The 13,777-nt window shown below is 73.7% G+C and carries 12 protein-coding genes; 7 read left to right on the forward strand and 5 right to left on the reverse strand.

From position 1 onward, the window contains the following. Positions 1 to 112 precede the first annotated feature (112 nt). The 5 genes from ACWD0A_RS03920 to ACWD0A_RS03940 all read left to right on the forward strand — a co-directional run bounded on the left by ACWD0A_RS03920 (position 113) and on the right by ACWD0A_RS03940 (position 3,419). The gene (locus ACWD0A_RS03920; RefSeq protein WP_451294346.1) at positions 113 to 568 is read left to right on the forward strand and encodes a hypothetical protein; all 456 of its coding nucleotides are present in this window, start codon (positions 113 to 115) and stop codon (positions 566 to 568) included. Positions 569 to 683: 115 nt separating this feature from the next. Continuing rightward, on the forward strand, positions 684 to 1,091 hold the full coding sequence (locus ACWD0A_RS03925) for a phage holin family protein (protein ID WP_451294348.1): 408 nt from the start codon (positions 684 to 686) through the stop codon (positions 1,089 to 1,091). Next, complete coding sequence (locus ACWD0A_RS03930; protein ID WP_451294350.1) at positions 1,088 to 1,396, forward strand: DUF3618 domain-containing protein; 309 nt, start codon at positions 1,088 to 1,090, stop codon at positions 1,394 to 1,396. Before ACWD0A_RS03925 ends, ACWD0A_RS03930 begins: the two co-directional genes overlap by 4 nt. Then, positions 1,396 to 2,538: a YhjD/YihY/BrkB family envelope integrity protein gene (locus ACWD0A_RS03935; protein ID WP_451294352.1), complete on the forward strand. Its 1,143-nt coding sequence runs from the start codon at positions 1,396 to 1,398 to the stop codon at positions 2,536 to 2,538. The genes ACWD0A_RS03930 and ACWD0A_RS03935 overlap by 1 nt, the downstream gene beginning before the upstream one ends. Positions 2,539 to 2,606: 68 nt before the next feature. Next, complete coding sequence (locus ACWD0A_RS03940) at positions 2,607 to 3,419, forward strand: SDR family oxidoreductase (RefSeq protein ID WP_451294354.1); 813 nt, start codon at positions 2,607 to 2,609, stop codon at positions 3,417 to 3,419. Positions 3,420 to 3,460: 41 nt separating this feature from the next. On the opposite strand, the gene ACWD0A_RS03945 is transcribed toward ACWD0A_RS03940, so the two are convergent. Continuing rightward, positions 3,461 to 5,296, reverse strand: coding sequence for a SpoIIE family protein phosphatase (locus ACWD0A_RS03945; protein ID WP_451294585.1), 1,836 nt, complete (start codon positions 5,294 to 5,296; stop codon positions 3,461 to 3,463). A gap of 259 nt (positions 5,297 to 5,555) precedes the next feature. Beyond that, on the reverse strand, positions 5,556 to 6,704 hold the full coding sequence (locus tag ACWD0A_RS03950) for a hypothetical protein (protein ID WP_451294356.1): 1,149 nt from the start codon (positions 6,702 to 6,704) through the stop codon (positions 5,556 to 5,558). 201 nt (positions 6,705 to 6,905) lie between these two features. On the opposite strand from ACWD0A_RS03950, the gene ACWD0A_RS03955 reads away from it, so the two are divergent. Further along, the gene (locus ACWD0A_RS03955; protein ID WP_451294358.1) at positions 6,906 to 7,784 is read left to right on the forward strand and encodes a PP2C family protein-serine/threonine phosphatase; all 879 of its coding nucleotides are present in this window, start codon (positions 6,906 to 6,908) and stop codon (positions 7,782 to 7,784) included. A gap of 322 nt (positions 7,785 to 8,106) precedes the next feature. Then, complete coding sequence (locus ACWD0A_RS03960) at positions 8,107 to 10,164, forward strand: SpoIIE family protein phosphatase (RefSeq protein WP_451294360.1); 2,058 nt, start codon at positions 8,107 to 8,109, stop codon at positions 10,162 to 10,164. Here ACWD0A_RS03960 and ACWD0A_RS03965 read toward each other — a convergent pair. From ACWD0A_RS03965 to ACWD0A_RS03975, 3 genes are all read right to left on the reverse strand, one after another. After that, entirely contained in the window at positions 10,161 to 10,817 is a 657-nt protein-coding gene (locus ACWD0A_RS03965) for a pyridoxamine 5'-phosphate oxidase family protein (RefSeq protein WP_451294362.1), read from the reverse strand. The genes ACWD0A_RS03960 and ACWD0A_RS03965 overlap by 4 nt on opposite strands. A 393-nt stretch (positions 10,818 to 11,210) precedes the next feature. Continuing rightward, positions 11,211 to 12,062, reverse strand: coding sequence for a GNAT family N-acetyltransferase (locus ACWD0A_RS03970; protein ID WP_451294364.1), 852 nt, complete (start codon positions 12,060 to 12,062; stop codon positions 11,211 to 11,213). A 149-nt stretch (positions 12,063 to 12,211) separates the two neighbouring features. After that, positions 12,212 to 13,555 (reverse strand): amidohydrolase family protein, encoded by a 1,344-nt coding sequence (locus ACWD0A_RS03975; protein ID WP_451294366.1) that lies wholly within the window; start codon positions 13,553 to 13,555, stop codon positions 12,212 to 12,214. Positions 13,556 to 13,777: the final 222 nt, after the last annotated feature.

The following is a 13,777-nucleotide window of genomic DNA, read 5'->3' on the forward strand; positions in this document are numbered from 1 at the left end:
GCGCGGCAAGCGCACTCTCCGTGACTTTTCGTCGCATATCGTATGAAACACCTCCGAGTCACGAGACGGAGCACACCGCGGAGAACAGCAGCGAGCGTGGGGAGCGGCGACCATGAGCACAGGCCGAGGCAGCGCGGACCACGACGGACGGGACCCGCAGCACCTGCGCCCGCCAGGTGTCGGCGACACGACGGTGGCGGCCCTCGGGGCCCTGTCGAAGTCGCTGGAGACCACGGAACGGGCCCGGGGCCACCTCTACGCGTTCCACCAGCTGACCGGCCGGGCGGACCTCGGCCTCGACGACGCCGTACGGCTGCTCCGCGAAGCCGGGCACCACCGCGAGGCCGACCTGGTCGAGCGGGAGATCCTGGGCCGCAACGTGATCCCCGGCCACTGGACGTACCAGATCGTCGAGGCGTACAACGCCACGTACTACCGCCCCTTCGCCGAGGTCGAACTCCAGGTGCGCAACCGCCTCGCGGAGGGCCGCGACCATCTGTACGAGGCGGAGATGAGGCAACGCCGCAGGACTCCTCATCACCCCGACCACAGCACACTGCCCGACTGACCACGCCGGTGTGCCGGTCCCGGTCGGGCACGCGTGCGTGGCGGCATCCGACCTGGGTACCCGGGGTTGTGCCCACGAAGTGCACGGGCCACGACCCGGAAGGCGGTGAGGATCCGTGAGCCAGACCTATCGGACCAGGGCCGAAGAACCGATAGGCGCACTGGTCTCCGACGCGTCGCAGCAGATCTCGCAGCTGGTGCGCGCGGAGATGCGTCTCGCACAGGCGGAGATGACACAGAAGGGCAAGCGCCTCGGGAGGGGCGGCGGGCTGTTCGGCGGCGCCGGACTCGTCGCCGTGCTCGGCCTGCAGGCCCTGGTCGCGGCAGCGATCATCGCGCTTGCGCTCGTGCTGCCCTGGTGGGCGTCCGCGCTGATCGTGGCCGCCGTCCTCTTCCTCGTCGCGGCGGTCCTCGCGGCCGCGGGCAGGAAGAACATCAAGCAGGCGACTCCGCCGGCACCGCGGCAGACGATCGACAGCGTGCGGGCCGACATGGAGGAGATCAAGGGAAGGGCACACCGATGAGCGGCACACGAGCCTCCCACGACGGGGGCAGGCCCGGCCTGCAGGAACTGCGGGCCCAGGTGGAACACTCCCGTGAGGAACTCGGCCGGACCGTGGAGGAACTGGCCGCCAGGACGGACGTGAAGGCTCGGGCCCGCAGATCCGCGGTCGAGGCGAAGCAGCACATGGCGGCGAAGACCGGGCACGCCAAGGAGCAGGTCGCCGCCACCGTCGGAACGCCGCGTGGCAAGGCGGCGTCGCTCGCCGCCGGCGCGGCCGCGATTCTGGTGCTGCTGATGCTGGCACGGCGGAGGTGGCATCGGTGATGTCGCGCCTGACCCACCGCCGACGCGGCCACGCGCACCCGCCTCCCACCGCCGCACCGCGCGGCGGTGGGGACCCCACGGCCGCGGCAGCCCGGCCCGACCAGCCCGACCGGGCCGACCGGCGCGACCAGCCCGACCGGCCGGCCGACGACAGCACGCGCCCCGGCGCCGAGCGGACGCAGGAGGCCGGTCCGAGCACTCCCGACAAGCCCACCCAGCTGTCGAAGCGCTCCTGGGGGCAGGTGCTGCGCCGGACGCTGAAGGAGTTCAAGGACGACGAACTCGCGGACCGCGCGGCCGCACTGACCTATTACGGGGTGCTCGCCCTCTTCCCGGCCCTTCTCGTTCTCGTCTCCCTGCTCGGGATCGCCGGAGCGAGCGCCACCCGGACGGTCCTGGACAACCTGCAACAGCTCGCTCCGGGTGCGGCCCGCGACGTGATCACCAACGCGGTCACACAACTGCAGGGCAGCGGCGGCACCGGGTCGGTCCTGGCTGTCGTCGGTCTGCTGGGAGCCCTCTGGTCCGCCTCCGGTTACGTGGCCGCCTTCATCCGCTCCTCCAACGCGGTCTACGACATGCCCGAGGGCCGCCCGGCCTGGAAGATCCTTCCCGTGCGCCTGGGGGTGACGGTCGCCCTGATGATCCTTGCGTGCGTGAGCGCGCTGATCGTGATCCTCAGCGGAGGCATCGCCCGCCAGGTGGGGGCGGCGTTCGGGATCGGTGACACCGCCATGACGGTGTGGTCGATCGCGAAATGGCCGGTCCTGGTCGTGCTCGTCTCCCTGATGATCGCCCTGCTGTACTGGGCCGCGCCGAACGCGCGGGGCCGCGGCTTCTCCTGGGTGACCCCCGGCAGCTTCCTCGCCGTGGTGATCTGGATGCTCGCCTCCGCGGGCTTCGCCGTCTACGTCGCCAACTTCGGCTCCTACAACAAGACCTACGGCACCGTCGCCGGCGTGATCGTCTTCCTGGTGTGGCTGTGGATCACCAACCTCGCGATTCTGCTGGGCCTGGAGTTCGACGCGGAGATGAGCAGGCAACGGGCCATCGCGGGCGGCCATCCGCCCGCCGACGAGCCGTACGTCGAGCCGCGCGACACCCGCAAGTGGAGCGACGAGGACCGACGGCGCGCGACCTGACCGGCCCGGTGCCGCGTACGACGGCCGCCCGTGCCCGCGAGGGTACGCACCCAGCGACGGAGAGTGCCATGAGCACCCACCAGGAACAACGCCCCGCCCCGGTCGCCATCGTGACGGGCGCCGACTCCGGCATCGGCCGTGCCACCGCCGTCCGTCTCGCCACGGCCGGCATGGACATCGGCATCACCTTCCACACCGACCGCGAAGGCGGCGAGTCGACCGCGGACGAGGTGCGCGCACACGGCCGCAAGGCGGCCGTGGCCCGCATGGACCTGACCCGACTGCCCGACGCCGCAGGGGTGGTGGACGACCTGGCCGACGAACTCGGCCGCGTGGACGTCCTCGTCAACAACGCCGGAACGGGAACCGCCACCCCCTTCCTGGAACTCGACCTGGAAACCGTGCGCCAGGTCGTCGACGTCGACCTCCTCGGACCGTTCCTGTGCGGCCAGCGCGCCGCACGCCGGATGATCGCGCAGGGCGACGGCGGCCGGATCGTGAACGTCACCTCCGTCCACGAGCACCAGCCGCGCGTCGGGGCCGCCCCCTACTGCGCCGCCAAGGGCGGTCTCGGCCTGCTGACACAGGTCATGGCGCTCGAACTCGCCGAGCACGGCATCACGGTGAACGCCGTGGCCCCCGGCGAGATCGCGACCCCCATGACCGGCCAGGAGGACGCGGACGTGCGGCGGGTCGAGCGGCCGGGCATCCCCCTGCGCCGCCCGGGCGACGCCCGCGAGGTGGCGGCGGTCATCGCGTTCCTGGCCGGCCCGGACGCGTCCTACGTCACCGGTGCGTCGTGGTCGGTCGACGGCGGGATGCTGCGCATGGGCCCGATGGCCGGCTCCCACCTGCGCGAGGACGACTGGCGGCGCCCCTGAACCCGTCCGGTACACGAGGCCGTGTGCGCCGCGCCGGAGCGTCAGGTGTCCCGCACCTCGTCGGAGGCGTTGCGCACCGGCGTGTGCTCGACACGGGAACCCGGCGCCGCCCGGTTGTCGGCGGCGGGGCTGTGCGCGGGGCGTGCCGGCAACGGCTCCTCGTCGTCCGCCCCCTCTCCCGCGGCCGGCAGGCGCAGGGCGAGCAGGGCGACGTCGTCGCCGCTCGGCTCGATACGGTCGAGCAACTCGTCGCAGAAGTCCTCCACATCGAGGCGCGCGAGCGTGGAGGCGTGCCGCCGCAGCAGCGCGAGTCCGGTGTCGATGGGCCGCGAGCGGCTCTCGACCAGCCCGTCGGTGTAGAGCAACAGGGTGGACAGCGGCGGGAGCTCCACGCGCGCGTCGGGCCAGCCGAGGCCGAGGTGCAGCGCGGAACTCATCCCCAGCAGCGGCCCGTGGCCCTCCTCGAGGAAACGGGCCAGGCCGTCGGCGGTCACCAGCAACGGCGGCGGATGCCCCGCGTTGACCCAGTGCATCCGCCACGGCCCGCCCGACGACCCCTCGATGCGGGCGAAGATCGCCGTGGCCATCGGGGCGTCACTGGTGTGGGTCATGGCCTCGTCCAGCCGGCGCATGATGAGGCTGGGCGGCTCCTGCCGGTCCCAGGCCAGAGCGCGCAGCATGTTGCGGACCTCGGCCATGTGCGCGGCCGCCTTGAGGTCGTGCCCGGCGACGTCGCCGATGACCATCGTGGTCACGCCGTCGGCGAGGAGGAACGAGTCGTACCAGTCGCCGCCGATCTCCGCGGCGCTCTGCGCCGGCCAGTAGCGGGCCGCCATCCGCAGGCGGTTGATCTGCGGCAGCGGGGTGAGCAGTTGACGCTGCATGGTCTCGGCGACATGGCGCTGCTGGTCGAACAGGAGGGCGTTGTCCATGACCAGCCCGGCCCTGCGGCCGATGTCGGCCAGCACCATCAGATCCGCTTCCGTGTACGCCGGTGAGCCGGCGGTCCGGGCGACGGTGAGCGCACCGTAGACCTTGCGGCGCGAGTACAGCGGCACGACGGCGGCCGAGTGGCCGCCGAGGCGGTGGAACAGCTCGCGGTGGGCCCGACCGAAGGCGGAATCCGGTTCGGCGCTCAGATCGTCGGCGTCGAGGAGAACGTGCTCCGCGTGGCGCAGCACCCGCGACAGCGCCCCGGCCGACGTCTGCGGCAGCGGCGGCAGGGGGCCCTCCAGGGAGCGCGCGCTCTCGGGGTCGTGCCGGCTGTGGACGGCGAGGCGCCGCGCCGCCTGGGTCTCCTCGCCGGTGAGCAGGTCGGCCGCGGCCCAGTCGCCGAGTTCGGGCACGATCAGTCGTACGAGCCGGTGCAGCATCTCGTCGAAGTCCAGCGTGGAGATGAGCACGGTCGAGATGCCTGCCACGGTGCTCAGCCGGCCTGTCAGCTCCTCCAGCGCGGCCAGATGCGCCGCGGTCCGTTCGGCCGCCTCCCGGTGGAGGGTGAAGTCGTGGAAGACGATCACGGCACCGTCCACCCGGTCCTCCTGCATCAGGGCGGTCGCCGCCCAGATGATCGGTGTCACCGTGCCGTCCGCGCGGAGGTAGTGGTCGTCGCTCCCCTCGGCCGGCCGGCCGTCGGCCAGCACGTCGAGGATCCGGCACGTGTCGCGGGGGGTCGGCCTTCCCTCGGCGTCGCGGTGGAGCAGGTCGTGCAGGTCGCGCCCGACCGTCTCCTCCTCGGAGCGCCCCACGATCCGCTCCGCCCAGGGGTTGGCCGCCGTGATGCGGCCCTCGGCGTCCGTGACGTAGATCCCCGCGCCCAGGGCGTCGAACACCGCCTTGAGGAACGAGGGCGCCGGGAGCCGGTCCGGGCTGTTCATCGCCCTGCCGGTGCCGTCGGCGGGTGTGAATTGCACGCGTCACCGCTTTCGGTGCCCGTCGCCGGGCGGCTTGCAGGCTGACGTCTCCATGCTTCACCGGAGTACCTCGTTGTGCACGTCCAGTACCCGCGGACGGACCCGCGCTCCGCTCAGCGAGCCCATACGGGCGCACGCCGGTGGTGCCCGCCGGTGTCCGGGCACGGACCGGCCGTGCCGTCCTGAGCCAGCGCCTCCAGACCGCTGTGGCGCAGGTGTGCGGTCAGCACCTGTGCCGACCGTCCGACGGTCTCTTCGAGATCGCGCGCCTGGTCCAGGGTGTCGGCCGCGGCCGCCAGGGCACGGGCCAGCCGGTGGACGGCGGCGGCCGGCGGCCGCGATCCGTAGGCCAGGTGGACCGCGTACGCGGTGGTCGCGTCCACGATGCGTTCCGTGGTGGTGAGCAGTGGCTGCCAGTCGCAGCCGGGGACCCCGCGCGGCAGGAGTTCGGCTGACGCGGTGCCGGCGGCGGAGCGGGCCTCGGCCAGCGCCGTGTACGCGGCGCGCCGCAGCACCGGACGCTGCCCGGCGGGCTGCCCGTGCGCACGGCCCGCGCCAGCCGCCGGGGGCCTTCGCAGATCCGCACGGGCAGCGGCCGGCGCTCCCACAGCAGGGCCACGGCGGCCTCGCAGAGCGCGGTGGCCGCGCCGAACCCTTCGAGAAGCGCGGCCCCGTCGCGGCGGCGTCCCACACGCAGCCGCCGCAGCAGGAGCACCTCCTCGTCGGCACGGTCGAGCGCGGCGGTCAGCTGCCGCCGCGCTGCCTCCGCCCCCGGGCGCCCCACTTCGGCGAGCGCGTCGGCCAGCGCGTCGAACACGGCTGCCACCGCCTCGCGCTCGCCGCTCAGCGGCCCGGCGGCCGAGCGCCCGCGTGACGACAGCAGGAGACGCAGCAACAGCAGCCAGCCCGCGCCGCCGAGGAAGCACAGGGCCTTGGCCCACGGTGTTCCCGGCAGAGGCATGCCAAGACCGACGACCACGGCGACCAGCATCTGCATCCCCGCGGCCGAACTGACGGGGCCGGCCGCGCTGACCGCGCCCGAGACCAGCGCGACCGCGCAGACCACGGGCACGGCCCACCAGCCGGAACCGAGTGGTGCGAGCCCCGAGCCGAGGAGCATCCCGAACGCCCCGGCCAGCGCGGGCAGACCGATGTGGACCACGCCCCTGCGCCGCGTTCCCGGGCGGTCGTTGACCCCGGCGAGCATCGCGCCGAGGGCGGCGGGGACGGCCAGGTGCGCACGTCCCGTGGCGAGACCCGCGGCGAGCAGCGGTCCGCAGGCGATCGCGCCGCGCACGACGGCGGCCCACGGTATGGGCAGCCGCTGCCGCTGGAAGAGATGGGCGAGCCAGGGAGGAGTGTCGAGCAGCATGGGCCTCGTTCGAAGGTGCGGGAGGGGCCCGTGGGGCGGCGTCGGCCGACGGCGTGCTGTCCCGAGCGTAGACGCGGCGCCACACAGGGCGGCTACGGCCGCGTTGCCGCCGTGTGAACCCGTTGCTGTGCGCGTATCCGGTCGCGTGCACCGGAAACCCTGAGCGCCATTCCGCCCGCGGCGTGACAGGATGCCGGTCCGATGACGGACACGACGCACTGCGTGCGATGCGGCGGAACGGTCGCCCCCGACGGATGGTGCTGGGACTGCGGCGCGCAGCAGCCTGCGTTCCGCGCCCATGTGGAGATCACGGTGGCGGGTGTCGCGGCCGGGGTCAGCGACCGGGGCAGACGTCGCGGCGTCAACGCGGACGCGATGGCGCTGGCGACGACGGGCGTCTGGACCGTCGCCGCCGTGGCCGACGGTGTCTCGATGGCGCCGCGCGCGGAGCGCGCCGCCCGCGTGGCCGCCGAGGCGGGCGTGGCAGCGCTGGCCGCGCTGCTGCGGGCGGGCGCTCTGCCGGAAACCGCCCTCGCGGACGCCGCCCGCCGCGCCTTTCACGCCGTCACCGCGCTGGCGAAGTCGCCGGACAGCGCGCCCGCCTGCACGTTCGTCGCGGGAGCCGCCGGCCCCGAGGGCATCTGGAGCACCGGCGTCGGCGACAGCCGCGCCTACTGGCTGCCCGACGAGGGGCCGGGCATGGCGCTGACCGAGGACGACACCGGCGAACACGAGGCGCTCTCCGCCTGGTTGGGGGCCGGCGCCGACGAACCGTCACCGTACGTCCGCAGCCATCGGCCCCCGGGACCGGGCCGCCTTCTGCTCTGCACCGACGGCCTGTGGCGCTGCCTGCCCGGAGCGGGGGACCTGCGGGCGGCGCTGGCCCGCCGCCCGCGCGCGTCGGACTCCGGCGACGAACTCCTGGAGGACGCGCGCTTCCTGGTCCGCCGCGCCCTCGACGCGGGCGCCCACGACGACATCACGGCACTGCTCCTCCGTCACGGCCGGGCTGCCGAGCCGCCCGTACCCGGCGGTGTCCGCACCGCCCTGTCCCGGCGTACGCCGGGAGAGGCCCGGTAGCCGCGCGGCACCCCGCCCGGCGCGCCACCACTCGCTCGGCGCCCGCGGCAGGTACGCAGGTGCCCGCGGTCGGCTGCCGGTCGGTCTCTTGGGAGTCACGGCACGCGGGAGCATGCTGGGACCAGAGCCGCGAACGGCCCGTGGGTCAGCGGGGCCGAGCGGCGCAGGACGAAGTGGTGGCCCCATGGGCAAGACGATCCGGGCCGAGCAGACCCTGCCGGACGTATGACGGCCACCGTGCCGGCGCGCCGCCCGAGAACATGCCCGTCGCCCGAGCAGTGCGCAGAATGGGCATGCGGGCTGCCGTCGGAAAGGTTGTGGCATGGGCAGAGCCGATCCCTCAGAGCTCGTGCGCCACGTGCTGCGCGTCCTGCGCTGCCGTGAACCACAGGCCATGGTCGACGCCCTGACCGCCGCGGGCGAAGGGCTCTGGAGTCTCCCGGCCGGACACACACGGCTGTACGTCGGACGGGGGGCCGTCCTCGACGTGTTCCCCGACCCGCCCGGCGACGAAGCAGTCGAAAAGGCCGCGCGCGAGGTGGTGCACACCGGACGGCCCAGGACGGTCCACGGTGCGGCCGGCCCGACGTCGGTTCTCCCGCTGGCGACGGACGGGCAGGTGCTCGGAGCGCTCGCCGTGGGCACGGAGGACGGCGCCGGCCGGGACGGCGACCGGCCGGACCCCGGCCTGTGGTCCCTGCTCGCCGAGGGGTGCGCCCTCGCGCTCAGGGCCCGCGCCGAGGCGGGGCTCCTCGCCTCGGCGATGGACGCGGCGGAGGCGGGCGTCTTCGCCTGGGACTTCGCCGCGGACGACGTCTACTGGGACGACCGCGCGTGCGCCATCTACGGCGTCGACCCGGCCGAGTTCGACGGCAGGGGCGAGACGTTCTTCGCCCTGCTGCATCCCGAGGACGTGCCGGTGCTGCAGGCCGCGATCGCCCAGGTCACCGAGGCCGCCGTCGCCGCGGCCGAGTCCGGTGACCTGGCCGGTTCCGACCGGTACCACCTGGCCTACCGGGTCGTCCACCGTGACGGCAGCGTGCACCATCTGGCCGAATGCGGCCGCGTCCTGGTCGACCACACGGGCCGCCCGTCCCGGGCGCTCGGGTTCGTCTACGAGACCGGGGCCGGCTCCGCCGCGGCGTCCGCCGCCCACGTCTCGCCGGACACCTCCCGCGACGCCTTCCTGTTCACGCTCACCCGTGCTCTGTCCAAGGCGGTCACGGTGCGCGACGTCACCCAGGTCATGACGGATCTGGCGCGCCCCGCCCTCGGCGCCGAGAACCTGGTCCTCGGCATCGCGGAGGACGGCCGCCTGGACATCGTGGGGGAGACCCGTGTCGCTCCCGCACTGGAGCACCTGCGCGGACCGGCCCACGCGATGATGGCCTTCGCGGCCACCCAGGACGAGCCGCTGTTCATCGAGGACCTCACGCAGCACTCCCTGCCGCCCATCCCCGGCCTCGCCGTCGCCGGTCCGCTGCCGCCGAGGTCCTGGGTGGTGCTGTCCCTCGGGTCGGCCGACCATGTCACCGGGGCGTGCCTCATCGCCTTCGCCGGACCTCGCCGCTTCGACGCCGGCGAACGCACCTTCTACACGGCGGTCGCCGTCATCCTCAGCCAGAGCCTGGAGCGCGCGCAGCTGTTCGACGACGAGCATCAGCGCGCCACCGACCTGCAGGAGGCCATGCTCCCGCGCCACCTGCCCACGCTCTCCGCGCTCAGCGTGCAGTCCCGCTACCTTCCCGGAACCCGCGGCATGCACATCGGCGGGGACTGGTACGACGTCCTGCCCCTCAGCGACGGATCGGCGGCCCTGGTGATCGGTGACGTCCAGGGCCACGACGCCCATGCCTCCGCCGTCATGGGGCAGTTGCGCGTCGCTCTGCGGACCTGCGCCGAAGCGGGCCTCGCACCCGGAACGATCCTGTCCCGGGTCAACCGCGTGCTGTGCGACCTGGAAACCGATCGGTTCGCGACCTGCGCCTACCTCGTCCTCGACCCCGTCGACGGCACGCTGAAAGGCGCCCGGGCCGGACACCCCCATCCGATGCGTGTGCGCCCGGGCGCCGTCGACGAGATCCGTCTCGCGGGGGGTCCGCCCCTCGGTGTGGACCCGCGGGCCCACTACCCGACGACGGCGGCGACGCTCGGCGCCGACGAGGCCCTGGTGCTGTTCACCGACGGACTCGTCGAGCGCCGGGACGCCGACATCGACACGTGCGTGCGCCGCATGGCGGACGACATCCGGGGCTGGCTGCGGACGACGGCCCGCGGCGGCGACATGGACCTCGCGGCCCTGGCGGAGTTCCTCACCGGCCAGGACGACCCGGGCCGCATCGACGACGTCGCCCTGCTCGCCGTCCGGCGGACCGCCTAACCCCCGTGGCCGTAGTGCCGGGCCGGGACCGGGACGGGCGCCTGGGACGGCGGAGCGGGCGGGCGCGGGGCGACGAAGTACTCGGCGTCCTTGGGTCGGCTGTCCGGGGAGAGCCGCGGCCGCTGGGCGGGTTCCAGGTGCGGGATGTGCTTGGAGCAGTGCACGTACGCCTCTTCGACGACGAGGTGCACCCACAGGTCGGGGCGGCGCCCGGGCGCCGTGTCGACGGGGAGCCACGGATACGTCCGCCGCTGCTCCTCGTCGGTGCGCAGCAGCGCCCTGCCGTTGACGTGCAGCCCGATGTGATGGTGGGTGAAGTCGATGAACAGCAGCCCCATGTGCGGATTTTCCGTGACGTTCCCGGCGCTGGCGAGGACACCGTTGCCGCGGTACTCGGGATACGTCAGGGTGCGTTGGTCCAGATCGACGACGAAACCCGGCGGGCCGGCCCGGAAGCTCGCGTCGCACTCTCCGCCGGCGTCGGCCGTGGAGATGAAGACCATGTTCTGCTGGCGTATGAATTCCCGCATCTGGGGAGTGAGCTGGGGTTGTACCTGGCGGCCGTAGAATCCCGCGGCCCGTTCCGCGCTGCCCAGGTGGTTCTGCAGCAGACGCTCGCCGGCGGATCCGAAAGTGCCGCTGTGAGGTGTCACGGGGGGTCGTCCTCTTCCTTGGGGCCTGGTGGAACTGATGGTGCGCGCCGTCGGGTTCATCGCCCGGCGACGGCCGGGCGATGGGGCCACTATGCTGCCCGGCCGAGGCTGTGGGAAGGCGTCGAAGCCGTCGCGCAGTTGTGAAGATCCATTGATCACGCGCCGCGCGGAACGCGGCGCAGGGGTGTCGTCGGCGCTCCGCCGACGACAGACCCGGCCGAACACCGTACCCCGGGCACCGTACGCGTCCGGCGCGGGGCGCTGCTGCCGGGAGACGGAAGGCGCTGGGGGCACAGAGGGGCTGCGTGGCGTGGGAGTCCCGGACGGCCGGCGTCGTGATGAGGCAGTGGGCCGAGGCGGCCGTCGCCGCGGGCCCGACCGCGCACGCGGCGGTCAGCCGAGTTCGAGGCTGGTGACGCCGAACATTCCTGACCGGTCGCTCTCGGGGGCCGGACCGGTGTACATGCGGGCCGTCTCGAAGCCCGGCGCGAGCCCGAGCTGCGGCATCAGGTCCAGGGCCGCGGTGTTGTGGTCGGGGACGTCGACGGCCACGGCCGCGCCGGGAGCGGTCGCCGCGAGCGCGTGGACCAGGGCGGCCGCCACGTCCGCGTCGGCCGCGTAGAGCGGGCCGATGCGCGAGGCGCCGCTGCAGGGGCGGATGACGCCGAGCCCCTGCAACGCGCCGTCCCGCAGCGCGGCCACCGCCGTGCGCCCGGGCAGACCGACCCAGGCCGCCAGGAACGCGTGCCGCGCCTCGGGGAAGAACCGGCGGTCGTACGCGGCGAGCCGGCCGAAGGGAAGGGAACGGGCGTCGACCAGTTCCGCCTTCGCCCGCGTCGCCGCGTCGCCCTGGGGCGGTACACCTTCGAAGCGGACGTTGTTCCAGGCGTGGCGGAACCCGGACCGGCGGTAGTTGTCCTGCTGGTCGACGACCCCGTCGAGCCCGACGACCCGTTCGGCCAGACGTTCCGTCCCGGCGCGCCAGAGCTGGATGCCGTAACCCTGACCGCGTACCGGGGGCCGGGCGATGTAGAAGCCGATGAACCCGAACCCGGAGCCGTAGCGCACGGCCGAGATACACCCCACCGGCTCACCGTCGAGGTGCCCGACCAGGAATCCGTGCGGATCGGCGACGGTGAACGCCCAGAGATCGGAGTCGCCCGGATTCCAGCCCTCCTCATCGGCCCAGTCCCTCATCAGCGCGATGTCGAGAGCGCTCGCGTTCCGGATCTCGAATTCCGCCATGGTCCGTCCCTCCGCCGAGCGGCACCGCAGCCGCCGCCCGTGTGCCTCGTCCTCGGTGTCCGACGAGGCGTTTCTAGCAGCCGTGTCGCACGGAACCGTTCAGGACAAGCCATCGCGGGCGGCGACGCCCGGCGGAGCCGGAGCCGGGCCTAGCCGACCGGATTCCCGTCGCGCGCCACGACGCGTCCGCCGTGGACGACCATGTCGCGCCGCGGTGTGTCCACCACCACCTGCGGCAGGCACTCGCCGCGTACGAGGACGAAGTCGGCCGGAGCCCCGGGTGCGAAGTCCGCGTGGGCGAGTCCCAGAATGTCCGCGCCGCCGTGGGCGGCCACGCGGTAGCAGTCCGTCAGCTCCTCGTCGAGGCGTACGTCCGTGACCCAGCCGAGCAGATGCGTGCGGTGGAGCATGTCCGCGTTGCCGAACGGGCTCCACGAGTCGCGCACGCCGTCGGATCCCAGCCCGACGTCCACGCCGTGCTCCCGAAGCCGCGCGACGGGCAGGACCAGAGAGTCGGACGGCGCCACCGTGGTCAGCGAAATGCCGAGGTCCCCCATGTCCGAGGCCACCGCGCCCAGTTCACGGTCGCCCAGCCCTGGCAGGCAGAACACGTGGCTGACGGTCACCTTGCCCCACAGGGACAGCGCCCGCGTCCGGTCGATGATGCCGCGCAGCGCCGTGAGCCCCTTCTCGCCGCGGTCGTGCAGGTGGATGTCGACGCCGACCCCGTGCCGGTCCGCGATGCCGAAGACCAGATCGAGCTGCTCGTCGAGCGCCTGGTCGAAGCCGATCGGATCGATGCCGCCGATCAGGTCGACGGCTCCGGTACGAGCCGCCTCCTCGAGCAGCTCCGCCGTACCGGGAGTGCGGATCACGCCGTGCTGCGGGAAGGCGACGATCTGGACGTCGAGCGCGTGCCGCAGACGCTCGCGGGCCGTGCCCACGCCTTCGACACCGGCCAGGTCGTACGCCGGGGCCACGTCCGCGTGCGCACGCATCGCACGGGTGCCCCGGGTCACGGCGTGGGTCATCAGGCCGTACGCGCGTTCCGCGACGGGCCGGCGCTGGCTGCGGAACAGCTCCACGTCCTGGGCGACGTAGTCGGCGAGGCCGTTCGCCGGCTTGCGCGACACCCAGGAGCCGCCCCAGGTCGTCTTGTCGGGGTGGATGTGCGCGTCCACGAGCGAGGGGAGCGCGATGCGGCCGTCGCCGTCGACCACTTCGGCACCGGGCGGCCCGGGCCGGTCGGAGATCCGGCCGTCGACGACCGTCAGGTCCACGGCGGTCTGCGCGCCGAACGGGCGCACGTCCCGGAAGACCACGGCCCTGGAGGGGCGGCCGCCCTGTGGCTGCGCGGCGGGGGCGTGGGCGGCCTGGGCCCGGGACAGCGAGGCGGTGGCGGACAGCGCCGCGGTGGTGCCGGCCATGGCGGCGGCGCCGGCGATCACCGTGCGACGGCTCAGACCGCCGGCGGATTGCGAGGACGGTGTCATACAGACTCCTTCGGCTTCGGCTTCGGCTTCGGCTTCGGCTTCGGCGGTGGGTGGATCGCGGCGGTCCAGGTGCGGCGGAACGCCGGTGCAGGCGTCGGTAGTGGCGGAGCGGGTGCCGGGGGAACGGACGGCGTCGGCGGTCGGCGGTACATGCGGAAGCGGTGGCCAGAGGCGGGCAGGGACCCAACGGCCCTGCCCGCCCCGGCGGTTCACGGGCCGGAC

It is taken from the genome of Streptomyces sp. NPDC002867 (assembly GCF_053591895.1).